Source organism: Ruegeria sediminis, assembly GCF_005938215.1.
Taxonomy (GTDB): Bacteria; Pseudomonadota; Alphaproteobacteria; order Rhodobacterales; family Rhodobacteraceae; genus Ruegeria; species Ruegeria sediminis.
Map to the genome: position 1 here is coordinate 231,995 of NZ_VCPD01000005.1, position 26,687 is coordinate 258,681.

The 26,687-nt window shown below is 65.7% G+C and carries 23 protein-coding genes; 7 read left to right on the forward strand and 16 right to left on the reverse strand.

Annotated elements, in window-relative coordinates; genetic code table 11:
• Window positions 1-2 precede the first annotated feature (2 nt).
• The 4 genes from pdxA to lptG are packed head-to-tail and all read right to left on the reverse strand — an operon-like array spanning window position 3 to window position 5,465.
• Window positions 3-965 carry a 4-hydroxythreonine-4-phosphate dehydrogenase PdxA gene (gene pdxA / locus FGK63_RS15370; protein WP_138843809.1) on the reverse strand — a complete coding sequence of 321 codons (963 nt, stop codon included), beginning with the start codon at window positions 963-965 and terminating at the stop codon, window positions 3-5.
• Window positions 962-2,194: a peptidylprolyl isomerase gene (locus FGK63_RS15375; protein WP_246044048.1), complete on the reverse strand. Its 1,233-nt coding sequence runs from the start codon at window positions 2,192-2,194 to the stop codon at window positions 962-964. Before FGK63_RS15375 ends, pdxA begins: the two co-directional genes overlap by 4 nt.
• Before the next feature lie 11 nt (window positions 2,195-2,205).
• A complete protein-coding gene (locus FGK63_RS15380; RefSeq protein WP_138843810.1) occupies window positions 2,206-4,365 on the reverse strand; it encodes an LPS-assembly protein LptD in 2,160 nt (719 codons plus the stop codon).
• Window positions 4,365-5,465 carry an LPS export ABC transporter permease LptG gene (gene lptG, locus FGK63_RS15385; protein WP_138843812.1) on the reverse strand — a complete coding sequence of 367 codons (1,101 nt, stop codon included), beginning with the start codon at window positions 5,463-5,465 and terminating at the stop codon, window positions 4,365-4,367. Before lptG ends, FGK63_RS15380 begins: the two co-directional genes overlap by 1 nt.
• 42 nt (window positions 5,466-5,507) lie before the next feature.
• Between lptG and FGK63_RS20795 the strand changes: the two genes are divergently transcribed.
• From FGK63_RS20795 to budA, 4 genes are read left to right on the forward strand one after another with little or no spacing between them, the layout of a single operon-like run.
• A complete protein-coding gene (locus FGK63_RS20795; RefSeq protein WP_171052668.1) occupies window positions 5,508-5,684 on the forward strand; it encodes a hypothetical protein in 177 nt (58 codons plus the stop codon).
• 10 nt (window positions 5,685-5,694) lie between these two features.
• Window positions 5,695-7,161, forward strand: coding sequence for a leucyl aminopeptidase (locus FGK63_RS15390; RefSeq protein WP_138843814.1), 1,467 nt, complete (start codon window positions 5,695-5,697; stop codon window positions 7,159-7,161).
• Window positions 7,162-7,167: 6 nt separating this feature from the next.
• Window positions 7,168-7,626, forward strand: coding sequence for a DNA polymerase III subunit chi (locus FGK63_RS15395; RefSeq protein WP_138843816.1), 459 nt, complete (start codon window positions 7,168-7,170; stop codon window positions 7,624-7,626).
• A 48-nt stretch (window positions 7,627-7,674) separates the two neighbouring features.
• The gene (gene budA / locus FGK63_RS15400; RefSeq protein ID WP_138843818.1) at window positions 7,675-8,463 is read left to right on the forward strand and encodes an acetolactate decarboxylase; all 789 of its coding nucleotides are present in this window, start codon (window positions 7,675-7,677) and stop codon (window positions 8,461-8,463) included.
• A 7-nt stretch (window positions 8,464-8,470) separates the two neighbouring features.
• Here the strand turns inward: budA and FGK63_RS15405 are convergent, their stop codons facing one another.
• The 4 genes from FGK63_RS15405 to FGK63_RS15420 are packed head-to-tail and all read right to left on the reverse strand — an operon-like array spanning window position 8,471 to window position 12,048.
• Window positions 8,471-9,052, reverse strand: coding sequence for a retropepsin-like aspartic protease family protein (locus FGK63_RS15405; RefSeq protein WP_138843821.1), 582 nt, complete (start codon window positions 9,050-9,052; stop codon window positions 8,471-8,473).
• 40 nt (window positions 9,053-9,092) lie between these two features.
• Entirely contained in the window at window positions 9,093-9,713 is a 621-nt protein-coding gene (locus tag FGK63_RS15410; protein ID WP_138843823.1) for a MarC family protein, read from the reverse strand.
• Entirely contained in the window at window positions 9,710-10,159 is a 450-nt protein-coding gene (locus tag FGK63_RS15415; protein WP_246044049.1) for a GNAT family N-acetyltransferase, read from the reverse strand. Before FGK63_RS15415 ends, FGK63_RS15410 begins: the two co-directional genes overlap by 4 nt.
• Window positions 10,160-10,194: 35 nt before the next feature.
• A complete protein-coding gene (locus tag FGK63_RS15420) occupies window positions 10,195-12,048 on the reverse strand; it encodes an ABC-F family ATP-binding cassette domain-containing protein (protein WP_138843826.1) in 1,854 nt (617 codons plus the stop codon).
• A gap of 142 nt (window positions 12,049-12,190) precedes the next feature.
• Here FGK63_RS15420 and ndk point away from each other — a divergent pair, with 142 nt between their 5' ends.
• A complete protein-coding gene (gene ndk, locus FGK63_RS15425; RefSeq protein ID WP_138843828.1) occupies window positions 12,191-12,613 on the forward strand; it encodes a nucleoside-diphosphate kinase in 423 nt (140 codons plus the stop codon).
• Window positions 12,614-12,681: 68 nt separating this feature from the next.
• Here the strand turns inward: ndk and FGK63_RS15430 are convergent, their stop codons facing one another.
• Window positions 12,682-13,032, reverse strand: a complete 351-nt coding sequence (locus tag FGK63_RS15430; protein WP_138843830.1) for a TfoX/Sxy family protein — start codon at window positions 13,030-13,032, stop codon at window positions 12,682-12,684.
• A gap of 128 nt (window positions 13,033-13,160) precedes the next feature.
• On the opposite strand from FGK63_RS15430, the gene FGK63_RS15435 reads away from it, so the two are divergent.
• Both FGK63_RS15435 and FGK63_RS15440 read left to right on the forward strand, forming a co-directional pair.
• A complete protein-coding gene (locus FGK63_RS15435) occupies window positions 13,161-14,384 on the forward strand; it encodes a cytochrome P450 (protein WP_138843832.1) in 1,224 nt (407 codons plus the stop codon).
• Between the two features lie 119 nt (window positions 14,385-14,503).
• Window positions 14,504-16,027 carry a CHAD domain-containing protein gene (locus tag FGK63_RS15440; RefSeq protein ID WP_138843833.1) on the forward strand — a complete coding sequence of 508 codons (1,524 nt, stop codon included), beginning with the start codon at window positions 14,504-14,506 and terminating at the stop codon, window positions 16,025-16,027.
• A gap of 19 nt (window positions 16,028-16,046) precedes the next feature.
• Here FGK63_RS15440 and FGK63_RS15445 read toward each other — a convergent pair whose 3' ends face one another.
• From FGK63_RS15445 to FGK63_RS15475, 7 genes are all read right to left on the reverse strand, one after another.
• Window positions 16,047-17,450, reverse strand: a complete 1,404-nt coding sequence (locus tag FGK63_RS15445) for a HAMP domain-containing sensor histidine kinase (RefSeq protein ID WP_138843835.1) — start codon at window positions 17,448-17,450, stop codon at window positions 16,047-16,049.
• On the reverse strand, window positions 17,443-18,123 hold the full coding sequence (locus tag FGK63_RS15450) for a response regulator transcription factor (RefSeq protein ID WP_138843837.1): 681 nt from the start codon (window positions 18,121-18,123) through the stop codon (window positions 17,443-17,445). Before FGK63_RS15450 ends, FGK63_RS15445 begins: the two co-directional genes overlap by 8 nt.
• Before the next feature lie 162 nt (window positions 18,124-18,285).
• The gene (locus FGK63_RS15455; protein ID WP_138843839.1) at window positions 18,286-19,722 is read right to left on the reverse strand and encodes a DegQ family serine endoprotease; all 1,437 of its coding nucleotides are present in this window, start codon (window positions 19,720-19,722) and stop codon (window positions 18,286-18,288) included.
• 860 nt (window positions 19,723-20,582) lie between these two features.
• The gene (locus FGK63_RS15460) at window positions 20,583-21,194 is read right to left on the reverse strand and encodes a nucleotidyltransferase family protein (RefSeq protein WP_171052669.1); all 612 of its coding nucleotides are present in this window, start codon (window positions 21,192-21,194) and stop codon (window positions 20,583-20,585) included.
• Between the two features lie 31 nt (window positions 21,195-21,225).
• The gene (locus FGK63_RS15465; protein WP_138843843.1) at window positions 21,226-23,643 is read right to left on the reverse strand and encodes a GcvT family protein; all 2,418 of its coding nucleotides are present in this window, start codon (window positions 23,641-23,643) and stop codon (window positions 21,226-21,228) included.
• A gap of 82 nt (window positions 23,644-23,725) precedes the next feature.
• On the reverse strand, window positions 23,726-25,357 hold the full coding sequence (locus tag FGK63_RS15470; protein WP_138843845.1) for an MFS transporter: 1,632 nt from the start codon (window positions 25,355-25,357) through the stop codon (window positions 23,726-23,728).
• Complete coding sequence (locus FGK63_RS15475; protein WP_138843847.1) at window positions 25,354-26,661, reverse strand: HlyC/CorC family transporter; 1,308 nt, start codon at window positions 26,659-26,661, stop codon at window positions 25,354-25,356. Before FGK63_RS15475 ends, FGK63_RS15470 begins: the two co-directional genes overlap by 4 nt.
• Window positions 26,662-26,687: the final 26 nt, after the last annotated feature.

Genomic DNA, 26,687 nt, shown 5'->3' on the forward strand with positions numbered 1-26,687 from the left:
GGTCACCGCTGCGCCATGCGCTGCGCAAGTTTCAGGGCCTGGATCAGGCTGGTGGGGTTGGCGATGCCCTGGCCCGCGATGTCGAAGGCGGTGCCGTGGTCGGGCGAGGTGCGGATGAAGGGCAGGCCCAGCGTGACGTTCACGCCGCGGTCGAAGTCGAGCGTCTTGATCGGGATCAGCGCCTGATCGTGATACATGGCGATGGCCGCGTCATAGCGGGCGCGGGCGGCGGCGTGGAACAGCGTGTCGGCCGGGTGCGGCCCGGTCAGGGTGTAGTTTTCGGACCGCATCGAGTCCAGCAGCGGGGCGATCCAGGCGATCTCTTCCTGGCCCATTGCGCCGCCTTCGCCCGCATGGGGGTTCAGGCCGGCCACAGCAAGGCGGGGATGCGCGATGCCGAACTGGTCGCGCAGGCCCGCGGCCGTGATCTCGATGGTTTCGCGCAGGAGGTCCGGCGTCAGCCTGCGGGGCACGTCGGCGAGCGCAATGTGGATGGTCGCGGGCACCACTCGCAGCTGGTCGCTGGCGAGCATCATCACCACGCGGTCGCGCCCCGCCAGCGCGGCCAGGAACTCGGTATGGCCTGGATAGGCGAAACCCGCGCCGTCGATCAGCGCCTTCTTGTGGATCGGCGCGGTGCAGAGCGCCGAGGCGGCGCCGGTCTGCACCAGTTCGACCGCGCGTTCGATGGCGCGGATGACGAAGGGCGCATTGGCGGGATCGGGGTGGCCGGGTCGGGTTTCGGCCGCGAAGGGGATGGGCAGGACCGGCAGCGCGCTGGCGCAGGCGTCGGCGGCTTTGGCGGGATCGTCCAGCAGGGCCACGGGTGTGCCTTGCGGCAGGTGCCGGGGATCGCCGAGCCAGAAGAAAGGGCAGTCGGCGCGCAGGTGCTGCCATGCCTGCGCCGCGATTTCCGGGCCGATGCCGGCCGGTTCACCGCAGCTCAGGGCGATTGGCGCCGTCATTCTTCGATGATGACGGCGTCGGCGCGCAACTGTGCCAGCAGGCTGTCGGCAAAGGCCTGCAGGCGCTGCTGCGTCAGGGCGTTGGCGATGTCGACCCGCGAAGTCTCCTCGCCCAGATCGCGCGTCCGGTTGCACAGCATCAGGAACATCAGCGTCTGGCCGTTGTTGCGGGTCAGCGCGGTCGATATTTCGCCCGGATCGAGTTTGGACAGTTCCAGCGAAACGTCTCGCGGAATCTCGCCCGGCTTGGCTGTGATCCGGTCCAACACCTGCGGCGGCTGTCCCTGGGCCACGCCATAGAGGTCGTCGCAGGTATCGACGCGGGCGGCGAGTTCGGCGGCGGCCTTCAGCGTGTCGGGGTTGCGGCCGCCGGCCATGTAATAGGCGGCGTATTCGATCTGGGAATAGCTCGGCGCGCCGCCGGACACTTCGCGCACGCCGCGCATCTGGAACAGGGCGATGGCGTTGGGCAGGGTCAGGGGCTCGGAAACGTCGCCGTTGTTGAGGGCGAGGATGACCGGTTGCAGCGTGGGCGGCAGGTTGCTGAGGGCCAGCCAGTCCAGCCGGCCGCCGTTCTGCCGCGTATCCGACGCCGAATACTGCTCGGCGGCGGCGGAGAATTCGTCAAAGCTTTCGATCAGCGCCAGTTCTTCGGCCAGCGCCTCGACCTGTCCGACGGTCTGCTGGGTCACGGGAATGATGATTTCCGACAGCAGCACTTCGAGCCCGCTGCCGCCGGCCTGACCCATGGCGCGGTCGATCTCGGCTTCCGTCGGGCGCGCACGGGAGAGGAAGCGCGAGCCGATGTAGTCGCGCCAGCCGATCTGGACCCGGATGAAATCGCGGACGGTTTCCGGCGCGATGCCGGCGTCGCCCAGGATCTGCAGGAATTCGTCGGTCGAAACCTGACCGCGCGCGGCGAAGTCGTCGATGCCCTGCTGGACATCTTCGGGCGGAACCTCGATCCCGGCCTCGCGCAGCGCCTGCAGCCGCAGACGGTCGTCGATGAGCTCTTGGCGGACTTCCTTGTCCGAGCTGCCCGGGATGCGCAGAAACTCCATGAACTGCATGCGCTGGTTCAGCTCGTACCACGTCACGATGTCCTGATTGACGCGGATGGCGGGCGAAAACAGGCTTTGCGCCGCCGCCGGCAGGGCGGTCGCGGCCATAATCGCGGCCGCCAGAACGGGCGCCGCGGGTCTGAGCCAGCGGCGGAGGCGGGATTTCATATGAACGTGTCTCAGCTGCATGTTCGCCTGTGTTTCTTTGCCCCGCCTTCAATGGCATAACCGGTCAGGGCAACGGTAAAGCCGAAATCGGTGGAGGGCTCAATACTTGATGTCGTCGTATAGCGCCGTCTGACCGACATGTTAACCGTCACGCATTCATTCCGGTACGTAAGGCCGACGCCCGCGTTGATGGCGCTGGACGCTTCCAGGTCGTAACGGGCGCTGGCGCTGGTCGTCCAGTTCCGGTTGATTTCATAGCGGCCGCCGAACCAGACCTCGGAAAAGGCGGCGCTGCGGTTGATGGACGGATCTTCCGGCAGCCAGACGTAGGAACCCGCCAGGCTGCCGCGGTCGGTCCGCCACGAGCCGCGCAGTTCCGCCGCCGAGAAATCGAAATCGCCGTTGAGCAGGCCGCGGGCGGTCAGCGCGATGCCGTCGTTGGTCTTGATCTGACCGGCGAGCAGCAGGTCCGAGGACGTGCCCCGCAGGCCCGACGTGATGGTGAAATCGGGATCGGCCGTTTCCCGGTAGACCTGGCCGATGGTCGCGAAGGCCTGCCAGCCGTCGGGATCGTAGCGGGACCAGTTCAGACCGGCGACGGCGGTGGCGCCGTCCTCGCGCCGGTCTTCGGCCGGAAAGCGCGAGAGCGACAGCAGGTTGCCGTGATCGAATTCCTGGAAGTTGCTTTCGTCATTGGGCACGTCTGTGTCCGAGACGTGGGTCCAGCCGACCTGCGCGATCGGTTCGATGTACTGGGTCGCGCCGTTGCCTTCGCGCCTGATCATCGGGTAGCGCAGGGTGAAGGCGGTGCGCGGCGTGTACCGCGTGATCCGGTCGGGGTAGTTGCTGTCGTCGAATATGTCGAAGGTGTCGACCGAAGCGCCCAGCTGCCACTCGGCGCGCAGGCCCGGCCCGAGGGTCCAGCTTCTGAGCCATTCGGCATCGAGCGTGGCGCGGGCGACGTCGCGTCCGACGACGTCCTGGTCGCTTGTACGCTCGTGGGCGTGGCTGATGAAGGCCAGTCGAGCTTCGCCGCCTATGCCGGTGGGAAAGAAGCGTTTTTCATAGTTCAGGTCGAAGACCCTGGAGGGAATCTCGTCCTCGTTCTCGCTGTCGCGCAGGGATTTGTAGTGGATGAAGCTGGTGCGGAAGGCGGTGTCGCGCTTGATCCGCGTCAGGGCGATTTCGCTGCGCAGGCGGTCGAGATCGGGCAGGCCGTAATCCACGAGATAGGCGTTGTCCGACGTGTTCTTGAGATCGAAGGTGAACTTGAAGTCGTTCTTAAGGTTGAACCAGCCGTTCGCGAACAGGTAGCCGCGATCCTGGCCGGGCTGCAGGTCGTCGCGGGTTTGCGCGCCTTCGATCACGATGCGGCCGTTGCGGAACGCCTGCCGGTAGCGGTAGCCGAGGGTCCGGGTGCGCGGCGAGATGTAGGGCGTGAGGGTCAGGTCCTTGTGATCGCCCAGCTTGAAGAAATACGGAACCTGGATGCCGGTCTTGAGCCGCGACGTGGTGCGGATCGACGGCACGAGGAAACCCGTCGCGCGATCAAGCGTCGGATCGGGCAGCCGGATCACGGGGAAGTAGAAGACGGGCACATCGAGGATGCGGAACTGCGCGTTCTCGAAATAGAACTGCCGTTCGAGCTGATCGTGCGTGACCTTCTGCGCCCGGATCTGCCAGAGGGGCGGCCTGCCGTTTTCGCAGACCTGGCAGGAGGTTGCAGCCGTCTTGTAAAGCCGCGTGTAACGCCCGCCGACGCGCGTCATCTGCGTTCCGGCGATCTGGACCTGCTGGTCGAACACCATCCGCGCGCCAAGCAGGATGCCGTTGTTCAACCCGTCATCCAGTTCGGCCGCATCCGCGAGGATCGTGGACGCGCCGCCCTGGTCGAGCCGGATGGGCCCCTCGATCGACAATTGGCCGCTGGTCCGGTCATAGGTGATCTTGCGCGCCTTCAGACGCGCCTCGCCCTGAAAGACCTCGACATTGCCCTGGGCGACGAGCTTGCCGTCGGTGGTGATGAAGACGCTGTCCGCCACCAGCAGGGCGGGCTGGTCCTGCTGCTCACCGCTTTCGGCGGAGTCGGGCCGCGCGCCTTGCGAATGGGCGGGGGTGAGCAGCCCGAAGGCCGCAACGCCCGTCAGAAGTGCCGCCAGGACGCGCCGCATCACCCGTCCTCCGCGTGAAGCAGCAGGCCGATGGAGAGCAGGATCGCCGCCACCGGAGGGGCCCAGGCCGACAGGTAGATCGGCAACTGGCCGTTTTCGCCCAGGATCTGCGCGAAGTTGCGGATGAAATAGATCCCGAAGCCCAGCAGGACGGCGGTCAACACGGCGATGCCGGTGCCGCCGAAACGGACATGGCGCATGGTGAAGACGGCGCCGATCAGGACCATCGACACCAGGAAGATCGGCCGGGCCAGCTGGACGTGCAGCCAAACCTCGTAATGCTTGGTGGAAAACCCGGCCTGTTGCAGATCGCGGATCAGCTGCGGCAGGTCATAGACCGAAACAGTGTCCTGCTGTCCGAGCGTGTCGAGAATCCGGTCCTGCGTCAGCGTCGTCGGAAGCTCGAACGTCGCGTGGGAGGTCGCGTTGGTTTCGGGGTTGAGCCCGCCCTCCAGCGGCCAGGATTTCACGTTTTCAAGGATCCAGACCTTGTCTCCCAGCCGGGCGCTGTCCGCGACGATCCGGCGGACCGGGGCGCCGTCGGCGCTGTAGGTCAGGATGGTCACGTCGAGCAGCGTGAATTCCCCTTGTTCTCCGGTGCCGGTCGCATGGATGACCGACTGCCCGTCCGCGCCGCCCTGGCGCAGCCACAGACCTTCGCTGCTGATCGACAGGGCCGAGCTGCCGTTGTTGCGGTAGCTGTCGGCGAGGCGCTTGTACTGCTCGGACGTCGCGGCGACGATCGGGTTGAGGATGGTGACGGCGAACAGGCCGATCAACAGCGCCACCAGCGCCGGGGCCACCAGCGCGCGGATGCCCGACCGGCCGATGGCGCGGGTCACAACCAGTTCGGAACTGCGGGCGAGGCCGACGAACAGCGCGATGGTCGCGAGGATCATCAGCAGCGGCAGAATCTCGCTGATCGCGGCGGGCGCGTTGAGCAGGGTCAGGTGCAGCAGCCTGCCAAAGCTCAGATCCACCTCGTCGAAGCGGCGGACCTGTTCGATCAGGTCGATCAGGATGATCAGCGTCAGGAAAACGCAGCCGATGACCAGAAAGCTTTGCAGGAACCTGCGGGCGAAATAGCGGTCTAGGATCACGAGCCCGTCTCCGCCCTCGCGACGGAGGCGAGAATCGGGGAAATGGCGCAGAAACAGCGCATCATGCGCAACCGCATATGCCTGCTGTGTGGTTTCACTGCGATCCCCTCGGTGCCTGTCCGTCGTTTTCGGGGGACCTTAGTCGAATTGAAGGCCGGGGAAAACTGCTATCTGGTCAAGCCGGGCAGGGCAGGCTACCTCTGGTGCGGCAAGAATTGAGGAGCCCGCAATGAGCAGTCTGACCCCGATCCGTTTCCAGCCCACCGACCTTGATCAAATGGCGACCGCCGAAGGGCGGGTGGCGATCATCGTGCCGCCCGAGGGCAAACTGGATCCGGCGGCGCGGCGCGCGAACCGGCTGACCAAGGGCGCAGTCGTGCGGCTGATGGAAAGCAAGCGGTTCGAAAAGGCCAAGCCGGGGCAAGTGATCTCGCTGGCCTGGCCGGTGGGCATGGCCGCCGAGGCGCTGGACGTGCTGATGCTGCCGCGCCGGGCGGATGAGGACGAGACCCGCAAGGCGGGCGCGGCGCTGGCCAAGGCGGCGGAAGGCAAGCCGATGCTTGTGATGGCGGGCAACCAGAACCGGGTCGAGGACCTGGCGATGGGGATTGCGTTGCGGGCCTATTCCTTCGACGCGCACATGACCAAGGATCCGGAGGAGCGGGGCGAGGTCGTCATCAACCACACCAAGGCGGAACGCGCCGCCGAGGATTTCGCCCCCATGATCGCGGTGGCCGAGGGCGTGCACATGACGCGGGACCTGGTGAACGAGCCGGCGAACGTGCTGACCACGACCGAGTTCGCCAACCGCCTCAAGGAGATGGAGGCGATCGGGCTGGAGGTCGAGGTGCTGGAAGAGGACCAACTTGCCGAGTTGGGTATGCGCCTGCTGCTGAGTGTCGGGCAGGGGTCGGAAAGCCCGTCCAAGGTCGTGGTGATGCAGTGGAAAGGCGGCGACAAGGACGACGCGCCGCTGGCGCTGGTCGGCAAGGGCGTGGTGTTCGACACCGGCGGCATCTCGCTGAAACCGGCGTCGGGCATGGAGGACATGACCATGGACATGGGCGGCGCGGGCGTCGTCGCCGGAACCATGCGCGCACTTGCCCTGCGCAAGGCCAGGGCGAACGTCGTGGGGCTTGTCGGGCTGGTCGAGAACATGCCCTCGGGCCGGGCCACGCGTCCGGGCGACGTGGTGCGGTCGATGAAGGGCGACACGGTCGAGATCATCAACACCGACGCCGAGGGCCGGTTGGTCCTGTGCGACGTGATGTGGTACGCGCAGGAGCGGTTCAAACCGGTGGGCATGATCGACCTCGCGACGCTGACCGGCGCGATCATCATCGGGCTGGGGCACGAGAACGCGGGCGTATTCTCGAACAACGACACGCTGTGCGACGCCTTCCTCAAGGCGGCCAAGGCCGAGGACGAGGGGGCGTGGCGGATGCCGCTGGGCAAGGCCTATGACGAGATGCTGAAATCGCGCATCGCGGACATGATGAACGTGGGCGGGCGTCCTGCCGGTTCGATCACCGCCGCGCAGTTCCTGCAGCGCTTCGTCAAGGACGAAACGCCCTGGATCCATCTGGACATCGCGGGTGTCGCCTCGGTCAAGTCCGAGACATCCTATGCGCCCAAGGGCGCGACCGGCTGGGGCGTCCGGGCGCTGAGCCGGCTGGTGCAGGACAATTTCGAGTAAGTCCGGATGGGGGCCGTCTATTTCTACCACCTGACGCGCCGGCCGCTGGAAGAGACCCTGCAGGTCCTTTTGGACAAGGCGCGGCAGGCCGGGTGGCGGATCGCGGTGCGGGGCACCGATCCGGGGCGGCTTGACTGGCTGGACGAGAAGCTGTGGCTGGGGCCCGAGGACCGGTTCCTGCCGCACGGACGCGCGGGCGGGCCGCACGATGCGCTGCAGCCGATCCTGCTGACCACCGGGGCGGAGGCCGCGAACCAGGCGGTCTGCGTGATGGCGGTGGACGGGGCCGAGGTAGATCCCGAGGAGGTCGCCGGGCTGGAACGGGTGTGCATCCTGTTCGACGGCGCGGACGCAGAAGCGGTGCAGAAGGCGCGCGGCCAGTGGAAAACGCTGACCGGGGCGGGCTGTCCGGCGCAGTACTGGTCCGAGGAATCCGGGCGGTGGGAGAAAAAGGCCGAAGCGTGAAGGCCGGTTTTCCTGTAGGCTGGCAGAGTGCCACCAAGGGAGCACGGGATGTCAGGCGAAGGGGAACTGACCTTTGCGGCGGCGGTCGCAGCCCATAACCGGGATCGCGAATTCAGGCCGCACGATCACGCGCACGAGTATTACCAGGCATCGCTGCTGAGCGCGGTGATGCAGGGCGTCTATGACGGCAAGCTGACCATCGGAGAGCTGCTGAAGCACGGCGATTTCGGACTTGGCACCTTCAACGCGCTGGATGGCGAGATGATCGTGCATGAGGGCGTCGCCTATCGCCTGACGGCGGATGGCAAGGCGGCGCGGGCCTCGGATGACGACCTGACGCCCTATGCCGCGGTTCTGCCGTTCGAGCCGGATCTGTCGCTGGCGGTGATGGCGCCCGTCGACAAGGCCGAGTTCGAGCGCGGGCTGGACGAGATCGCCCAGTCGCCGAACCTGTTCTACGCGGTGCGGTTCACCGGCCGGATCGGGCACATCAAGTACCGCAACGTCTCGCGTCAGGAGCCGCCCTACAAACCGCTGCTGGAAGTGGTCAAGACCCAGGCCGAGTTCGAGCTTGAGGATGTTTCGGGGACGATTCTGGGATTCCGGTGCCCCGACTACGCGGTCGGCATCGGCGTGCCGGGCTATCATCTGCATTTCATATCCGAGGATCTGACGACCGGCGGCCATGTCCTGAATTATTCGCTGGTCTCCGGCCGGCTGGAGATCGATCACACCGCCTCGCTGCATCTGGAACTGCCGGACTCGGGATCGTTCCTGGATACCGACATCGCGCCGGGGGCAGCGGCGGCGGATATCCGGAGCGCCGAGGGCGAGTGAACGCGCGTCACCGCGACAGGATCAGCTTGCCGCCGGAAAAGGTCATGCTCGGGAACCGCTGCAGGTAGTCCATGCCGAGGAGGGAGTCATCCATCTCGCCCTCGTTCACCCAGGCCGTGATGTTTCGGTCGGAGAAGGCGCCAAGCTCGACCGTGTCGAGTTTGACCGGCGCGGTTCGGACCTGGCCGTTCGCGGTCTGGGCGCGGCCGAAATAGTTGAGGTCGGCCGTGTCGATGCCCAGCCGCTCTGCGTCGCGATGGCTGAGAACCACCTGGCTGGCGCCTGTGTCCACCATGAAGGTCAACGGCTTTCCGTTGACCAGAAGCTGCAGGTAATAGTGGCCGTCGGCGCTGCGCGGCACCTCGACCGAGTCCTGCGTCACCACCACCTGCGCGGTCGGGCTGACGGTGCTGCGGATGTCCTCCCATAGGCCCACGACCGCAAGCACGCCGACGAAGATGAACACCCAGGCCAGCGCCTGCTGCAGGGTCTTGCCGAGGTTCTGCCGGTTCTGGGTGATGAACCACATCAGCACGGCCGCGCCGAGCAGAACCAGATAGGTCATGCGGGCGATGTTGTCTGCGTCCATCGGGTTTCCTCACCTCCTTGCCTGAAAGGAATATGGGGATTCAGGCCGCGAATCCAAAGGCCTTGAGGCCGTCGAGGATGAACTGAACCGACAGCGCGGCCAAGAGCATCCCCAGCAGGCGGGTGACGACGTTCAGCCCGGTCTTGCCCAGAAGCCGGCCCAGGGCGCCCGAGGACAGGTAGAGCAGGAACACCACAGCGATCACCGTCAGCATCACCCCGATCACGAGGGCCAGCCCATGGATGCCCGGCTGCTGGCCGGTCAGCAGGATCATGGTCGCGATCGACCCCGGCCCGGCGATCAGCGGAATGCCGAGCGGAAAGACCGAGGGGTCGGGATGGTCCTCTTCCTCGGCGCGGTCCTCGCGGCGCTTGTTCCGGCGCTCGAACAGCATGTCGAGCGCGGTCAGGAACAGCAGCGCGCCGCCGGCAACGCGGAAGGCGGGCATCGAGATGCCGACGAAACCCAGCACCGCCTCGCCAAAGGCGGCGAACATCGCCAGAATGCCGGCAGCGGTCAGGCAGGCGCGGATGGCGATGCCGCGACGGGTCCTGGCGCTCATGCCGTCGGTCAGGGCCATGAAGATCGGGGTCTGCCCCGGCGGGTCGATGACGACGAACAGCGTGGTGAAGGCGGTGATCAGAAAGGCGGTGTCGATCATTCGTCCCTTGGCCTTCTATCTATGCGGACATCAAACTTTTTCCCTACCGCACCGTGGAGGGATCGGTAGGTGCAAAACCCAACTGCCTCGTAATACCGTTGTCCGCTGGTGTTGTCGGCCCCGATCGTAGCGTCGATACGGGCAAGGTTTGCCCTTTGCGCGGCGGCGAGCGATTGGGCGAACATCGCCCGGCCGATGCCGCGGCGGCCTGCGTCGGGCGCTACGTAGGTTCCGATGATTCCACAGCCCTGCGGAAGATCGTAGTCGTTGTTTTCGCGCGCCAGCTTGAGCGATTGGAAGCCCAATATCCGGCCAGAGTTTGGGTCGCAGACGACGACGCAGCTGATCCTGTCGGGATGGTTGACGTAATGATCGAGAACCACATCGGGATCGCCTTTGCGGGTGCTTTTCCACGAGGCGAGGATGGGCGTGAGAATAAGGCTCATCCCGGTGGCATCCGAGGGACTGGCCTGCCGGATGATCATGTCGCCTCTGCCTTGTCCAGCTTGTCCTGGGCGGCCATCCACAGCGCCTCGGCGCGCTGCATCGCTTCGACCACCTCGGCGAACTTGCGGTTCCACGTCTCGAGATCGCCGAGCCTGTCCTCGCCATAAAGGGCGGGGTCGGCGAGCTTGGCAGACAGCTTGTCGTGCATGTCGGTCAGTTTCTCGACACGTTCCTCGCATTTGCGTACCTCGGCGCGCAGGGCGAGAAGCGCCTCGCGCGAGGGGCGCCGGGCGCGGGCGGCCTGCTGTTTCTCACGCGCTTCGGGCTTGTCGCGCGCCAGCAACAAGGAACGGTAGGCTTCGAGGTCGCCCTCGAAGGGGTTCACCGTGCCGTCGGACACCAGCCACAGTCGGTCGGCCACGAGGCCGAGCAGGTGCATGTCGTGGCTGACGAGGATGACCGCGCCGGAATAGGCGGTCAGCGCCTCGACCAGCGCCTCGCGGCTTTCGATGTCCAGGTGGTTCGTCGGTTCGTCGAGGATCAGCATGTGCGGCGCGTCGATCGTGGCGATCAGCAGCGACAGGCGCGCCTTCTGCCCGCCCGACAGCCGGCCCACTTGCGTTTCCGCCTGGTCCGCGCCCATCCCGAACCCGGCCAGACGCGCCCTCCACTTGGCGGGGGCTTCGGCGGGGCGCAGGCGGCGCAGATGTTCGAGCGGGGTTTCGTTCACCCGCAACTCGTCCACCTGATGCTGCGCGAAATAGCCGATGCGCAGTTTCGAACTGCGGGTCATCCTGCCCGCCATCAGCGGCAGGCGGTCCGAAAGCAGTTTCGACAGCGTGGACTTGCCCTGTCCGTTCTTGCCCAGAAGCGCGATGCGGTCGTCCTGGTCGATGCGCAGGTTCAGGCGGCGCAGCACTTCGGTTTCGCCATAGCCGGTGACGCCACCTTCGAGATGGATGATCGGCGGCGCCAGTTCCTCGGGCGCGGGGAAGGTGAAGGCGCGCAGCGCGGCCTCCTGCGGCGAGGTGATGGGCTGCATCCGGGCCAGCGCCTTGAGCCGCGACTGCGCCTGCTTGGCCTTGTCCGCCTTGTAGCGGAAGCGGTCCACGTAGGATTGCAGATGCGCGCGCCGCGCTTCCTGTTTCTTGGCCATCGCCTCGGCCTGCGCCAGTTTCTCGGCGCGCTGGCGGGCGAACTGGTCGTAGGGGCCCTGGTAGAGGGTCAGCTTGCGGTCCTCGAGATGCAGGATCGCGCCCACGGCCCGGTTCAGCAGGTCGCGGTCGTGGCTGATGATGATGACCGTGTGGGGATACCGCGCCAGATAGCTTTCCAGCCACAACGCCCCTTCGAGGTCGAGATAGTTGGTCGGTTCGTCCAGCAGCAGCAGGTCGGGCCGGGAAAACAGCACCGCCGCCAGCGCCACGCGCATCCGCCAGCCGCCCGAGAAATCCGAGCAGGGTTTCTGCTGTTCCTCGTCGTCGAAGCCGAGGCCCTTGAGGATCGAGGCAGCGCGCGCCTCGGCCGACCAGGCGTCGATATCGGCCAGGCGGGTCTGGATCTCGGCGATGCGGGCGGGATCTGCGGCGGTCTCGGCCTCGGCCATCAACGCGGTGCGTTCGGTGTCGGCAGCCAGCACAGTGTTCAGAAGCGACACGTCCGACGACGGCGCCTCTTGCGCGACGCCGCCGATGCGGGCGCGGCGGGGCAGGGCGATGTCGCCCGATTCCAGCGCCAGCTCGCCCCGGATCAGGCGGAACAGCGTGGTCTTGCCGGTGCCGTTGCGGCCGACGAGGCCGACCTTGTGGCCGGTCGGGATTGTGGCCGACGCGCCGTCGAACAGGGGGCGGCCCTCGACGGCGTAGGTTATGTTCTCGATCCGTAGCATGGCTGCGGTGTGACGCAGGCCCGAAGGAGTGTCAATCGCACAGGCAACAAGAGGCTTTCCAACCTTGCCGGACCGTGTTACGCGGCGCGCGATATGTTTCGGCGCGGAGCGGTCCGCGCCTTCAGAGCAAGGAGAGGCCCGAATGGCACTGGAACGCACGTTCTCGATCATCAAACCCGATGCAACCCGTCGCAACCTGACCGGCAAGATCAACGCCAAGTTCGAGGAAGCGGGCCTGCGCATCGTCGCGCAGAAGCGCATTCACATGACCAAGGAGCAGGCCGGCAAGTTCTACGAAGTCCATGCCGAACGCCCGTTCTACGGCGAACTGTGCGAATTCATGTCCTCGGCTCCGGTCGTGGTGCAGGTTCTGGAAGGCGAGAACGCCATCGCCAAGAACCGCGAAGTGATGGGCGCCACCAACCCGGCGGACGCGGCACCCGGCACGATCCGCGCGGAATTCGCGGAATCGGTCGGCGAAAACTCGGTCCACGGTTCGGACGCGCCGGAAACCGCCGCTGTCGAGATCGCCTATTTCTTCTCGGGCATCGAACTGGTCGGCTGATCCGTCAACCGGTTGAAATCGAAAAGGGCCGCCCTGTTGGGGCGGCCCTTTTTCGTCGCGGCGGCGGATCACCGATCCGGCTTCAGATCCGCCGGCGTGACGCGCACGCCGATCGCGTCGAGTTCCGAGACCAGTTGCAAGGCCGGCGCCGCGCTGACGCTGGCCTTGATCCGGTCGAACCTTTCGCGCAGGGCCTTTTTCTCGGCGCCCTTGCAATCGTTCCACGGGCGGCCCTGCAGCCCCATCACCAGTACGTAGTAGCCGATGAAATGCGGGCGCGCGCCTGCGCGCAGAACGCGGGTGTAAGCCTCGTCCGGTCCGAGGTCGCGCAACTCCTGCGCCGAGTGGATGCCGGCGCGGGCGCAGGCCTGTTCGAAGGCCGGGCCGAGATTGCGGATCGAGGAAACGGGATCGGGCATGATCCTGTTCTAGCGCCGCTTTTCGGCCCTGTCATCAGGCCGCGCAAGGGGGCCTGTGGCTTGCCGGGCTTTGCTGCCTGCGATACGCATGAGGGTGACAGCGCACCACGCGGGCAGAGGAGGCCGACATGAACGCATTGGACATCGCCTCGGCGGCGCGGCAGCTGGATCTGACCGATCCGCCCGAAGGGTTCGTGGACAACCCTTTTCCGTTCTACGACGCGCTGCTTGCCCACGCGCCGGTGCTGCCGCAGCCTGACGGATCGGTTCTGCTGAGCCGGCACCGGGATCTGGACCGGATCTATCGCGACACCGGGCTGTATTCCTCGGACAAGAAGGCGGCGTTCGGGCCGAAATTCGGCGTCGGTTCGCCGCTGTTCGAGCATCACACGACCTCGCTGGTGTTTTCCGATCCTCCGCTGCACACGCGGGTTCGCAAGATCATGACCTCGGCCCTGACGCCGCGGGCAATCGCGCGGATGGAGCCGGGCCTGATCGAGACGGTGGATCACCTGCTGGACGCGATGGAGGCGAAGGGCCGGGTGGACCTGATCGAGGATTTCGCCTCGACCATTCCGATCCAGATCATCGGCAACCTGCTGGACGTGCCGATGGACGAGCGCGGGCCGCTGAGGGACTGGTCGCTGGCCATTTTGGGCGCGCTGGAACCGGCGCTGACCGACGAGCAACTGGCGCGGGGACACAGGGCGGTCGAGGAGTTCAAGGCGTATCTTTCGGATCTGGTCGCGCGCCGCCGCGCCGCGCCGGGCGATCCCGAGACCGACGTGCTGACCCGGCTGATCCGGGGCGACGGTGCGGACGAAAAGCTGAGCGAGATCGAGCTTTTGCAGAACTGCATCTTCATCCTGAATGCCGGGCACGAGACCACGACCAACCTGATCGGCAACGGCTTGGCGCTGCTGAACGACAATCCGGACCAGAAACGGCGGCTGCTGGACGATCCCGAACTGATCACCCCGGCGGTCGAGGAGGTTCTGCGGTTCCGTTCGCCGAACCAGTTCGGCAACCGTGAGACGACGGAAGAGATCGAATTGGACGGGCTGCGAATACCCGCGGGGTCCAACCTGCATCTTTGCATAGGTGCTGCGAACCGCGATCCCGAGGTGTTCGAGGACCCGACCCGCTTCGACATCGGGCGCAAGCCGAACCGGCACCTGGCCTTCGCGGGCGGCCCGCATGTCTGCGTCGGCCTGACGCTGGCGCGGATGGAAGGCCGCATCGCCATCGGCCGGTTGCTTGCGCGATTTCCCGATTACCGGCTGCTTGAGGGGCGGGTGCGCGGCGGCCGGATCCGGTTCCGCGGATATGCGTCGCTGCCGGCGGAGCTTTGACGGGCGGGCCAGTGACGCAATGGACATGGGAAACCGCCCGGATGCGGCGGGGCCGGAATTCGTGATTTTTGCGTGACATTGGTAAGGTAACTTCCCGGGTCGGTATGTGAGAGACAGCCATGAAACGCGTTCAAGGCAGGATGCTGGTCGTTCCGGGCACAGCGGATTTCGATGCGCTGGGGGCCGGGCTCGGCAAGCTGCGGGTGAAGCTTGACCCGCCGGCGGGAACGCAGCCCTTCGCCCTTCTCGACTGTTTCGATCAGTCGCTGCGCCAGTCGGGGCGCGTGTTGCTGGAGACCGGGGGTGAGTTGCATCTGCTGGGCGATGACGGGTTGATCGGCACGCAGCCTGCGGAGCGGCCGGGGAATTTCGTCGCGGATCTGGCGCCGGGACCGGTGCGCAAGGCGCTGGCGGATTTTCCGGCGTTGCGCGCCCTGATGCCTGTCTGCGAAGGGCAGTTTGAGAAGCGGGAGCTGGCCTTGCTGGACCAGCGCGGCAAGGTCCGGGCCGGCGCGAGAATTACAACGCTTCGGGCGGAAGGCGGAGCCGTGACGCTGGTTGCGCTGCGGCGTGCGCCCGATCGCGGAAAGGACGGCGCGGCGCTTGAAGAGGCGCTGTCCGAACTGGGCGGCCGTCAGGGCATCAGCCCGGTCTGGGCCTTGCTGATGCCGGACGCCCAGCCCTATGAAGCCACGCCGGACATCGCCCTTGGAAAGAGGGAACCTGCCTTTCAGGCCGCCAACGACATCATCCGCACCTATCTGAACGTCGCGCGGCGGAACGAGGGTGGAGTGATCGCGGATATCGACACCGAGTTCCTGCATGATTACCGCGTGTCGCTGCGCAGGATCCGTTCGGTTCTGAGCCTGTTCAAGGGGGTCTATTCCCCGGATCAGGCGGAGGCGCTGAAACAGGATTTTTCCGCGCACATGGCGGCGACGGGGCGGTTGCGGGATCTGGATGTCTACCTTCTGGAACAAGACAAGTATTTCGAGTTGCTACCCGAAAGCCTGCATGACGGGCTGAGGGTGATGTTCGACCGGTTCCGCAAGGAGAGGACCGCCGAGCAAAAGAAGATGGTCCGGCGGTTGCGCAGCAAGAGCTATGGCAATTCGATCTCGGAGCTTGTCCGGCTTTTCGAGCGCGGCAAGGGACCGAGCCCCGGACAGAATGCCGAACTCGGCGCCTATGACTATGCCTGCCGGCTGATCTGGAAGCGGTATCGAAAGGTCTGCAAGCTTGCCCGTTCGATCACGGACGACACCCCGGATGCGGATGTCCACCACCTGCGGATACAGTGCAAGAAATTGCGCTACCTGATGGAGTTCTTCGCGCCGCTGTTCGACGAAGACGCATTCAAGACGATCATCAAGCCGTTGAAAAGGCTTCAGAACAATCTTGGCGCATTCAACGACTACACGGTGCAGCAGGGTTCGCTGATGGCGCTGTTGGAAAGCCACAGCGACAGTAACGGCCGCGCGGATGCGTCGATGGCCATGGCCGTCGGCGGGCTGATCGCCATTCTGAACCAGCGGCAATGGGCCGAGCGGGCGCGGGTCGTCGACAGTTTCTCTCGGTTCGATCGCGGCAAGGTCCAGCGGGTGTTCCGCCGCCTGTTCCGCGACCGGGGAATCAGGGGATGACGCTGGCCGCAACCCGGCGTCAGGACGGGAGCGGCGGCCGGGCGGCATGTGCCCGGCGCGAGCGGGCAAGCGTCAAGGTGGCCTCAAGCCCCGGATCGCGGTTGCGGGCCGAAAACGCGCCGCCATGCATCCGCGCGATCGCGGCGACCAGCGCCAGGCCGAGGCCCGAGTTGCGGCTGCTGCGCGAGGGGTCCAGCGTGACGAAGGGCTGTTCCAGCCGCGGAAGATCGGTGTCGGGCACGCCGGGACCCTGATCGCTGACGCTGAGGATCGCGTAGCCGTCCTTGCCGCCGAGGTTGACGGCGACGGTCGATCCTTCGGGTGCGTAGCGCAGGGCGTTTTCCACGAGGTTTGACAGCGCCTGGGACAATAGCGGGCGGTGGCCCGGGATCGGGTCCGCGGCGCCGGTCAGCTGGAGTTTCACGCCCTGATCTGCGGCGACGGGCTCGTAAAGTTCGACCACGTCGCCGGCCAGTTGCGCCAGATCGACCGGTTCGAACTGTTCGCGGCCCAGCCCGGCCTCGGCGCGGGAGATTTCGGTGAGTTGCCCCAGCACCCGCAAAAGGTGGTCCACCTCGCCCAGGGCGCGGAGGGCGTCCGTCTCGCGGTCGTCGGCGCTCAGGGCCGGGTCTGACAGCGCCTCGACCCGCTGGCGCAGGCGCGACAGCGGTGAGCGCAGGTCATGCGCGATGGAGTTCGAGGTTGTGCGCAGGTTGCTGACCAATTCCTCGATCCGGTCCAGCATCTCGTTCAGCGTGCCGGCCACCTGGTCGAACTCGTCGCCCGTTCCGCGCATCGGGATGCGGCGCGTCAGGTCGCCCGACACGATGTCGTCCGCCGTGCGCGCGATGTCCTTGAGGCGCGAGAACACCAGCCGGGTCAGCAGCCAGCCGGTCAGCAGGCTGAGCGCCAGCGCGGCCATCAGCGCCAGCGCGCCCGAACGGATCAGCACCCGGTCGAATTGCCGCCGGGCCGAGGCGTCGCGCCCGACCAGCAGCCGCTCGCCGCCCCGCAGGCGGATCGAGGCGGCCGAGATCGGAACGGATTCGTTCGAGTCGGTCTTGATGAGGTCCAGCTCCACCCAGCCGCTGCCCGGTTCGACGCCCGGCGGCCATCTGAGCATGTTGCCGGCCAGAACCGTTCCCCGAGGCCCGGTGAGCAGGTATAGCGCGTCGCGCTCGGCAGCGTTTTCGAGCCGCCGTTCGATGGCGGTGAGCAGCCCGATCATGCCGCGGCGTTCGTATTCGTCGGCAAGGCCGGTGAGTTCGGCGGTGACGACCGACCGCGTCTCGCCGGCGATGGTCCGGTTCGCGGTGACGTAGACGAGTGTCAGCACCGCCGCCGTGAGCAGCGTGCTGAGGACCATGCTGGTCAGGACCAGTCTTGTGCGCGCATTTCTGAGCGAAAGCAGTGGTCTAGCCATCGGACATCATGTAACCGGCACCGCGTACCGTTTCGATCAGCGGCTCCTCGCCACCTTCGTCGAGCTGGCGGCGCAATTTCGAGATGTGGACATCCACCACGTTGGTGTTCGGATCGAAGTGATAGTCCCATACGCCCTCGAGCAGCATGGTGCGCGACACCACGCGGTTCTTGCGGCGCATGAAATACTCGAGGATCTGGAACTCGCGCGGGGTCAGGGTGATGTCGCGCCCGCCCCGCGACACGCGCCGCGCCAGCAGGTCCATCTCGAGATCGCGGCAGGTGAGGGTGGATGCCTCTTCGGTTTCCTGCGGGCGGCGCAGCAGGGCTTCGATCCGGGCGTGCAGTTCCTGGAACGAAAAGGGTTTGACGAGATAGTCGTCGGCTCCGGCGCGCAGGCCCTTGACCCGTTCGTCAACCGCGCTCATCGCCGTCAGCATCAGCACCGGTGTCCTGAGACCGGCCGCCCGCAGGGACTTGACCAGCGACAGCCCGTCGAGACCCGGCAGCATCCGGTCCAGCACGATGGCGTCAAAGCCGCCGTCGGTCGCGTGATACAGACCCTCGCGCCCATCCGCGGCGCATTCCACGGCATAGCCTTCCTCGGCCAGGCCCTTGGCAATGAATTCGCGAGTTTCGGTGTCGTCTTCGACGACGAGAATGCGTCGGCTCATGATTGGAAATCCCTTTCCGTCAGATATTAGCGCACGCATCCGGAAATGCACGTGCCGGGTGCGGTTACCCGCACCCGGCGACCCGACGACAGGGGGACAATCCGAGATCGCCGGGTATTGCGCGCGCAGATCCTCCCCATTCTCTGCGCGCGCGTGTCCGGATCAGGCGATGTTGACCGCAACGAAGATCTGGTTGCCGCCCCGGTTGATCAGGACCAGCGCCGGATCCGTCTTCTGGTTTTGCAGCGCTTCCTTCAGCGCGTTCGGGTTGTCGGTTTCCTGGCTGCCGATCCTGACGATCACGTCACCCCGTCTGAGGCCGGCCTCGGCGGCCGGGCTGTCGGGGTCAAGCGAGGTGACCACCACACCGGACACGGTTTCGTCGACGCCGATCTCGGCGCGGGCGGTTTCGGTCAGCGGCGCCACGGTCACTCCGAGCGGCGCGGACGACGTGTCGTGGTCCGAAGATTGCCCCGTGTCGGCGGCGGCCATCTGGTGCTTGCCGATGGTGACGTTGACCTCCTGCTCCTTGCCGTTGCGCAGTACGGTGATCTTGCTGTCCGAGCCGACCTTGGCGGCGCCGACAAGGCGGGGCAGGTCCTGGCTGGACTTCACCTTGGTTCCGTTGAAGGCGAGGATCACGTCGCCCTGCTGCAGCGCGCCGTCGGCCGGGCTGTCGTTCACGACGTCCGAGACCAGCGCGCCCGAGGCTTCCTCGACCCCCATGGCCGCCGCGATTTCAGGGCTGAGCGTCTGGATCGAGACGCCGAGCCAGCCGCGATCGACCTGGCCGTCCTCGCGCAGATCCTCGACGATGGTTTCCACGATGTTCGACGTGACGGCAAAGCCCAGGCCGACCGAACCGCCGGTGGGCGAATAGATGGCCGAGTTCACACCGACGACTTCGCCTTCCATGTTGAACAGCGGGCCGCCCGAGTTGCCCTTGTTGATTGCCGCGTCCGTCTGCAGGAATTCGGCATAGGGGCCTTCCGAGATGTTGCGCCCCTTGGCCGAGACGATGCCGGTGGTCACGGTAGAGCTGAGGCCGAAGGGGTTGCCGATGGCGACCACGTCTTCGCCCACGCGGATTTCGTCGCTGTCGCCCAGCGTCACCGCGGGCAGCGTTGCGTCCGCGTCGATCCTGAGCAGCGCGATGTCGGTCAAGGGATCGGTGCCGATGACCTCGGCCTCGTACGAGCGGTCGTCGCTGAGGCGCACGGTCACGGTGTCGGCGCCGTCGATCACATGGTGGTTGGTGACGATGTGGCCGGTTTCGTCGAGGATGAACCCCGAGCCCAGCCCCTGTCCCGGGCCACGATGCGGCATCTCGAACCCTTCGGGCGGGCCGAAGCGGCGGAAGAATTCACCGAACGGGTTGCCTTCGAGGTCGAAGCCTTCGGAATTGGCCTTGCCCGGCTTGGCCTTGTGTTCGGCGACGATGGTCACGACCGAGGGGGATACCTGTTCGACCAGGTCCGCAAGGGCTTCGTCCGCGAGGGCGGGAAGGGCGGTCGTCGTCAGAAGCGCGGCGCCCAGCGCGGTTGCGCCGGTCCAGCCGGTCAGTGAACGCAGATGGGGGATGGTGTTTCGGTTGCTCATTTGGGTCTCCTGTGATCCGACCCGGTTTGGTTCCGGGTTTGAACAAGGAAATGCCCCCGCAAGTTTTGTGGTTCCTGTCCGCAGGATTAAGATTTTTTCATCTTGCTTAATGATTTCATGCCGCCTCATACGGCCTTAGCTTTGCCCGGTCGCTGGCGGTCGTCCGGCCTTCTCAGACCGGTCTGCCGGGTGTCGTCGGAGGGGTCGGAGCGAATCGACAGAATCGCTGGAAACTTCCCCTAGGTAAGCTGATGGCTGCAATCTGGCATTGTTGCCACAGTGCAAAATAGTTTTCGTCCCAATGGCACGATTGTCGTCATGTGGGAAACGGGCGGGCCCGGCAGATTCCCGGTCTCAATTTGATCTATCTTGGGTTGAGTGGTGGCCTGCCGTCGGGACGCATCGGCTATTCCTGTTGTCATGCGCGTGGCAGGGTTGCCATCGACATATTCAAATCCTCGCGCCCAGGGGCCCAGGAGACGCGGTTTTGCAAATCTCCTTGGGGTTGAGTGAGGGTGTGTGGGCCTGTTGCGGAAAAGCACAGGTGTTCCGCTAAACATCCATGGTTAAAACAATTTATTCGTTGTTTGGTTTTGACCGATGGGCGACGATGAAATTGCCCAAGTGAGGGGGACCGTCGGCGCCGGGGGGTGCCGTTGGTTATTTCAGTCACTGGAAACGCCGGCCGCCATGTTAACGAGGGGGTCTTGTATTGTGCGGCGGCGGCGTAACCGGGCAACCCATGCGGTTTCCCGGCGGTGTTCCCAAGTGTCAGTGAAGTGTTAAGAATCTAAATTGGGCAAGCGGCCCGGCCTTCAAAGCCGGGCCGCACGTCTTTTTGGCGGATCGCAAGTCCGCATTCAGCTTTCCCGAAGTCTTTCCCGCCCGGAGCGCCACCGGTTCCAGTCGTCCGGCGTGTCCAGATCCGTTCGGGCGTGCTGGCCGGGCAGGGGCACAAGGTGCACCCGGCCCGCGTGCCGCCTGACCAAAGTCTGCGCGCCGCCGTCGCCGGTCAGTTTCGCGAGGTCCGGGAACAAGTCGCGGTGGAACACGACCGGATGACCGGGTTTTCCATCTTCCGTCGCGCCGCGCCAGATCAGGTTGTCCGGCACGTCCCGGACGGCCCGCATCACCGTGGTCAGATCCTCGGCAGTGAGGTCGGGCAGGTCCGCGAGCAGGATCATGACCGCCTGCGCGTCTTGCGGCAGAGCCCGGACCGCGCCGCGCAGGCTGGCGTTCATGCCTTCCTGCGCGTCCGCGATGGGGACGCCCAGCACGTCGAGCCCGGACAGGGCGTCGTGGCGCGGGTGCGGAGCGGGCGGCAGGGCCACGATGACGGGCGCGACGCTGCGCGCGATCTCGGCACTGCGGCGCAGCAGCGGGCGGCCGTCCACCTCTTGCAGCAGCTTGTCGGCGCCGCCCATGCGGCGCGACTGGCCGGCGGCGAGCAGGATGATGGGAATGCTCATCATCCCGCCACCATGGCGCGCGGAAACGCCGATGTCACCCGCGCATTCGCGCCCCGTCGGCATCGAAAAGCGGGGTCGAAACGACGCGCGCCTTGCGCATCTGACCCAGGATCTCGATTTCGACCTCCAGCCCGTCGGCAATCCGGCCAACCGGCAGGAAGCCCAGCGCCACGGATTTCCCGGCATGGTGCGAATAGCCGCCCGAGGTGCAGAAGCCGACGACCTCGCCGTCCAGCCAGATCGGCTCATACGCGTTGACGTCCGCATCCTCGGCGTCCACCTCAAAGGCCACCAGCTTGCGCGCGGGGCCTTCCGAGCGCTCGGCCTCGGCCGCGGCGCGACCGATGAAATTTGTACTTTTCTTGAACGAGATGAACCGGTCCAGTCCGGTCTCGGCGGCGGTGTAGTCGGGCGAGAACTCCCGCAGCCACGAGCCGAAGAACTTGTCCAGCCTCAGCGACATCATCGCGCGCATTCCGAAGGGGACCATGCCGTGCGGCTGCCCGGCCTCCCACAGGGTCCACCAGAGCTGGCGCTGCGCCATCGGATCGCAATAGATCTCGTAACCCAGATCGCCGGTATAGCTGACCCGCTGCACGATGCAGTCGGTCATGCCGACCACCATGCGCCGCACGTCCATGAAGCGCAGGCTGGAAAGGTCGTCGCGGGTGCAGGCGGCCAGAACCTCGCCGGCCTTGGGGCCCGCGATCTGGAAGCCGTTGCGCCTGTCGCTGATGTTTTCGATGGTCACGCCGTCGTCCTGGTGCTGCAGGAACCAGCGCATGTGGTAGTTCTGCGACCCGTAGGAGGCGGTCAGCTGGAACTCGGTCTCGCCCAGGCACGAGACGGTGAAATCGCCGATCAGCTTGCCCTTGGGCGACAGCATCGGGGTCAGCGACAGGCGGCCCGGCTGCGGGATGCGGCCGGCCATGATCCGGTCGAGCCAGGCGCGCGCGCCGGGGCCGGTGATCAGGTACTTGCCGAAATTGTGGACCTCGTTGATGCCCACCCCCTCGCGCACGCCGCGCACCTCGCGGCCGGTGGCCTCGAAAGCGTCCGAACGGCGGAAGGACGGGGTTTCATAGGTCGGCTCGCCCTCTTGCGCGAAATAGTTCGGGACTTCGAGCCCGTAATGCTGGCCCCAGACCGCGCCGAGATCGGTGAAGATGTCGTACATCGGCGTGGTACGGTTGGGGCGGGCGGCCGGCAGTTCTTCGTTGGGATAGGAGACCGAGAAGCGTTTCTGGTAGTTTTCGATCACCTTGGGGCGGGTGTAGCCCGCGCTGATCCAGTCGCCGAACCGGGCCACGTCCATCGCCGAAACGTCGCGTTCGGGCTCGCCCTCGATCATCCATTGCGCCAGCATCAGGCCGACGCCGCCGCCCTGGCTGAACCCGGCCATGACGCCGCAGGCGGACCAGTAGTTGCGCACGCCCGGCACCGGGCCCACCAGCGGGTTGCCATCGGGGGCGAAGGTGAAGGGGCCGTGGATCACGGATTTCACGCCAGCCCGGGCCAGAACCGGGAAGCGGCGATAGGCGAACTCGATCGAGTCGGTGATCTTGTCGAAATCGTCCGGCAGAAGTTCGTGGCCGAAATCCCACGGGGTGCCGTCCACCGCCCAGGGCTTGCAGGGCTGTTCGTAGAAACCGATGCAGAGGCCGCGCCCCTCCTGCCGCAGATAGCTTTCGCCCGCGGGGTCCATCACGTGCGGATGCTCGCCGCCGGCGTCGATGATCGCCTCGATCTCGGGGATGTTGTCGGTGACGATGTACTGGTGCTCCATCGGATGCAGTGGGAAGTAGATGCCCGCCATCGCGCCGACCTCGCGCGCCCAGAGGCCGCCCGCGTTGACTACGTGTTCGGCGTGGATGGTGCCCTTGTCGGTCACGACCTCCCAGGTGCCGTCGGGGCGCTGGTTGGTCTCGCGCACCATGCAATGGGTTTCGATGGTTGCGCCGCCCATCCGCGCGGCCTTGGCATAGGCATGGGTCGTGCCGGACGGGTCGAGATGGCCGTCGAGCGGATCGTAGAGGGCGCCGATGATGCCGTCCGTATTGGTGATGGGCGCGATCTTGCGGATCTCTTCGGGGCCGACGATCTCGGTCTCGAGCCCCATGAAGCGGTGCTTGGCGCGCTCGGCCAGCAGCATGTCGAACCGGTCACGGTTGTCGGCCAGGGTGACGCCGCCCACGTGATGCAGGCCGCAGGACATGCCGGTGATCTCTTCCAGTTCCTTGTAGAGACGGATCGTGTAACCCTGCAGCGCGGCCATGTTTGTGTCGCCGTTCAGGGTGTGGAACCCCCCCGCGGCATGCCAGGTCGAACCGCTGGTCAGTTCGGACCGTTCCAGCAGCATGACGTCGGACCAGCCGAGCTTGGTGAGGTGATAGAGCACGGAACAGCCAACGACACCGCCGCCGATGACGACCACCTGGGATGTGGTTTTCATGAGAACCCTCCATTTTTGCGGCGAAGGTGCAAGGCGCATCCGCCGGTTTCTGTCCCGTAAGCGACAAGCGGTGTCGTTTGTCCTAGTCCGTTGTGCGCAAAAACGAGCGCTGCACGATCCAGACCGCCAGCACCGGCGCAAGGACCGTGATCGTGGCGACGGTGATCATCAGAACGCCAAGCTCGGAATAGTCGGCGGAGGTGGTGATGGCGCCGTCGGGGCCGGCAACCTCGCGCGTGACGGTGAAGATCTGGTTGAGGTACTTGGTTCCGAGGCTTGAGGCCGAGAGCGCCAGGTTGGTGAACGAAGCCATGACGGCGAAGAAGGTGGCCTTGAGCGCGGGCGGGGCGTTTCGGGCGATCCAGGCCAGCATCGGGATCATGGAAATCTGGCCCAGCGGCGATTCGATCGCGGTGTTGAGGACGGCGATGAACCGGGCATCGACGACACCGCCCGTCATGGCCGAAGTCCAGTGGTGGATGCCGTAGTACAGACCGATGCCGGGCAGCGACAACAGGCCCGCCGCGATGCTGAGGATGATGACGATGTCCGCGATGGTCTTTGACGCCATCATCGGGCGCAGGATCACCATGCCCACGAGCGTCAGAACCGAAGTGATGAGGTACAGGACCGACAGGAACTGCTGGTCGAAACCCAGGACGTCGATTTCGAACCAGGTCGCGGCGGCGCCGTTCAGCGGCACGGCGCGGAACACGAAGACGATGATCGCGGTTCCGACAAGCGCCCGCGCCTTGGCCGGGGTCAGGTTGCGGATCAGCTGCCGCATCAGCGTCAGCACGATCGCCATGGAGCCGGCAAAGACGATCTCTTGCGAAAAGGGCAGGTCCATCAGGCCGACGGTCAGGGTCATGGCGACGAAAACCGCGCCGCCGGTGAAATACCAGTGGTTGGCCTTGACCGGCTCGCCATCCGGGTCGAAATGCGCCCGCGCCCTGACGGCATCCATGCCCTGCTGGATCAGGCGTCGGATCGTGAGCCGTTTCTGTATCCCGGCAAGCAGGACGCCCGAGATGGAGATGCAGGGGATCAGCAGGGCCAGCAGGTAGATTTCCCCATAGACGACCTCTTTTTCCGCAGCCGGAAGGGCCTCGATCCCGGCGAAGAGCCAGATGTTGAGCAGCGCCACGGTGCTGGCGCCGCCGATCAGCGCGAAACGGCCCAGCGTCTGCATCGTCGTGTGCAGGGCGCGTTCGGTGTCCTTGTCAAGGGGGCGGCCCTCGGCGTCGTGACGCGGCACCGCCTCGACCGACATGGCGTCGGCGACCGCGTCCTGAACGACGTATCCGCAGGGCGCAAGGATGACCGAGAAGACGTACCAGGCGGTCATCGACATGATCTCGGGCATCCAGGCAACCCGAGTGGCCAGCCCGAACATGATCAGGAAACTGCAGGCGATCAGGGCCGCGCCCACATAGATCAGCAGCGCCTTCCACCGCCAGATCAGGTCGACCAGATGCCCCAGCGGCATCTTGAGCGCCCACGGCAACCCGGCCCAGAAGGCGATGCCCGCGATGAAAGCCGCCGAGACGTCGAGATATTCCTTGACGAAGAACGTGCCGACGATGGCTGTCAGCCCCTGCGCGCCGGCGGCGAAATAGATCATCAGAGGCGGCAGGAAGGACCAGCGGAACTGACGGCCCAGGTCCAGAACGACCGCATCGAACCAGTGCCACAGGCGCGCTGCGGCGGTCATAGCGGCCGGATCTTGAGCCCGGTCACCCGGTTGCCTTCGCGCGATGTGACCTCGAACCGGAAGCCGTGAAAGGCGAAGACCTGGCCGACGGTGGGGATCATCTGCGCCTCGTGGATCACCAGCCCGGCGACCGTGTTGGCCTCTTCATCCGGCAGCGACCAGTCCAGCGCGCGGTTGAGGTCTCGGATGGTCATGGCGCCTTCGACGACGAACTGTCCGTCCTCGGTCCGCGTCACCTCGGCGTCGGCGGCGGGGTCGAATTCGTCGGTGATCTCGCCCACGATCTCTTCAAGGATGTCTTCCAGCGTGATCAGGCCGCGGAGCGAGCCGTATTCGTCCACGACCAGCGCGAAATGGCTGCGCATGCGCAGGAATTCCCGCATCTGGTCGTCGAGCGTCGTGGTCTCGGGGACGAAATAGGGGGCGTTGGCGACCTTGGTGATGTCGAATCTCTTCAGCCGGTTGGTGTCTCCCTCGGAGCCGCCAACCTGCGCATACATGGCGCGGAACAGGTCCTTGGCGTGAACCACGCCGATGATGTTCTCGGGCTCGCCCCGGTAGACGGGCAGCCGCGTGTGCGGGCTTTCCAGGCACTGTTCCAGGATGGTTTCGGGTTCGGCATCGGCGTCGATCATCTGGATGTTCGAGCGGTGCAGCATGATCTCTTCGATGGTGCGCTCGGCCAGGTCCAGCGCGCCGAGGATGCGGTCGCGGTCCTCTTTTTCGACCACGCCTTCGGAATGGCCCAACTGCAGCGCGCCCAGGATTTCTTCGCGCACCGCCAGGATGTGGCTGTCCGGATCGATCCGGACGCCGAACAGGAGCAGCACGCCGCGCACCAGAAGGCGCACGGCGGCGACGACCGGCGAGAACAGGGTCACGATCACGCTGATGGCCGGTGCCACGGCGGCAGCGGCCTTTTCGGCATTGGTGATCGCGTAGGTCTTGGGCAGCACCTCGGCAAAGATCAGGACCAGCAGGGTCATCACCAGCGTCGCCAGCGCCACGCCGCTTTCGCCGAAGAGGCGCGTGAACAGCGCGGTGGCCAGCGAGGCCGACAGGATGTTTACCAGGTTGTTGCCCAGCAGGACCGAGCCGATCAGGCGTTCGTTGTCCTCGGTGATTTCCAGCGCCTTTTGCGCGCCGTGCGATCCCTTGTCGGCCTGTGTCCGCAGCTTGCCGCGGGACGAGGCAGTCAGGGCGGTTTCCGAGCCCGAGAAAAAGCCCGACAGCACGAGCAGAAAGAGGATGGCGCCGGAGGTGATCCAGAAAGCGCCGTCAAATGCAGAAGAGGTCGGGTCCATCGGTCCTTCGTTATGTTTGATCTCGT

Bases quoted from the DNA above. Each gene is read 5' to 3' on its own strand.
- FGK63_RS15405 (WP_138843821.1), bottom strand. From the start codon at position 9,052: ATGGACGCAGACAACATCGCCCGCATGACCTATCTGGTTCTGCTCGGC.
- budA (WP_138843818.1), top strand. From the start codon at position 7,675: ATGTCAGGCGAAGGGGAACTGACCTTTGCGGCGGCGGTCGCAGCCCAT.
- FGK63_RS15430 (WP_138843830.1), bottom strand. From the start codon at position 13,032: ATGCCCGATCCCGTTTCCTCGATCCGCAATCTCGGCCCGGCCTTCGAA.
- FGK63_RS15465 (WP_138843843.1), bottom strand. From the start codon at position 23,643: ATGAAAACCACATCCCAGGTGGTCGTCATCGGCGGCGGTGTCGTTGGC.
- FGK63_RS15455 (WP_138843839.1), bottom strand. From the start codon at position 19,722: ATGAGCAACCGAAACACCATCCCCCATCTGCGTTCACTGACCGGCTGG.
- FGK63_RS15470 (WP_138843845.1), bottom strand. From the start codon at position 25,357: ATGACCGCCGCAGCGCGCCTGTGGCACTGGTTCGATGCGGTCGTTCTG.
- FGK63_RS15450 (WP_138843837.1), bottom strand. From the start codon at position 18,123: ATGAGCCGACGCATTCTCGTCGTCGAAGACGACACCGAAACTCGCGAA.
- pdxA (WP_138843809.1), bottom strand. From the start codon at position 965: ATGACGGCGCCAATCGCCCTGAGCTGCGGTGAACCGGCCGGCATCGGC.
- FGK63_RS15475 (WP_138843847.1), bottom strand. From the start codon at position 26,661: ATGGACCCGACCTCTTCTGCATTTGACGGCGCTTTCTGGATCACCTCC.
- FGK63_RS15420 (WP_138843826.1), bottom strand. From the start codon at position 12,048: ATGCTACGGATCGAGAACATAACCTACGCCGTCGAGGGCCGCCCCCTG.
- FGK63_RS15435 (WP_138843832.1), top strand. From the start codon at position 13,161: ATGAACGCATTGGACATCGCCTCGGCGGCGCGGCAGCTGGATCTGACC.
- FGK63_RS15375 (WP_246044048.1), bottom strand. From the start codon at position 2,194: ATGAAATCCCGCCTCCGCCGCTGGCTCAGACCCGCGGCGCCCGTTCTG.
- FGK63_RS15440 (WP_138843833.1), top strand. From the start codon at position 14,504: ATGAAACGCGTTCAAGGCAGGATGCTGGTCGTTCCGGGCACAGCGGAT.
- ndk (WP_138843828.1), top strand. From the start codon at position 12,191: ATGGCACTGGAACGCACGTTCTCGATCATCAAACCCGATGCAACCCGT.
- FGK63_RS15395 (WP_138843816.1), top strand. From the start codon at position 7,168: ATGGGGGCCGTCTATTTCTACCACCTGACGCGCCGGCCGCTGGAAGAG.
- FGK63_RS15460 (WP_171052669.1), bottom strand. From the start codon at position 21,194: ATGATGAGCATTCCCATCATCCTGCTCGCCGCCGGCCAGTCGCGCCGC.
- FGK63_RS15445 (WP_138843835.1), bottom strand. From the start codon at position 17,450: ATGGCTAGACCACTGCTTTCGCTCAGAAATGCGCGCACAAGACTGGTC.
- FGK63_RS15380 (WP_138843810.1), bottom strand. From the start codon at position 4,365: ATGCGGCGCGTCCTGGCGGCACTTCTGACGGGCGTTGCGGCCTTCGGG.
- FGK63_RS15410 (WP_138843823.1), bottom strand. From the start codon at position 9,713: ATGATCGACACCGCCTTTCTGATCACCGCCTTCACCACGCTGTTCGTC.
- FGK63_RS20795 (WP_171052668.1), top strand. From the start codon at position 5,508: ATGGCGCAGAAACAGCGCATCATGCGCAACCGCATATGCCTGCTGTGT.
- FGK63_RS15390 (WP_138843814.1), top strand. From the start codon at position 5,695: ATGAGCAGTCTGACCCCGATCCGTTTCCAGCCCACCGACCTTGATCAA.
- FGK63_RS15415 (WP_246044049.1), bottom strand. From the start codon at position 10,159: ATGAGCCTTATTCTCACGCCCATCCTCGCCTCGTGGAAAAGCACCCGC.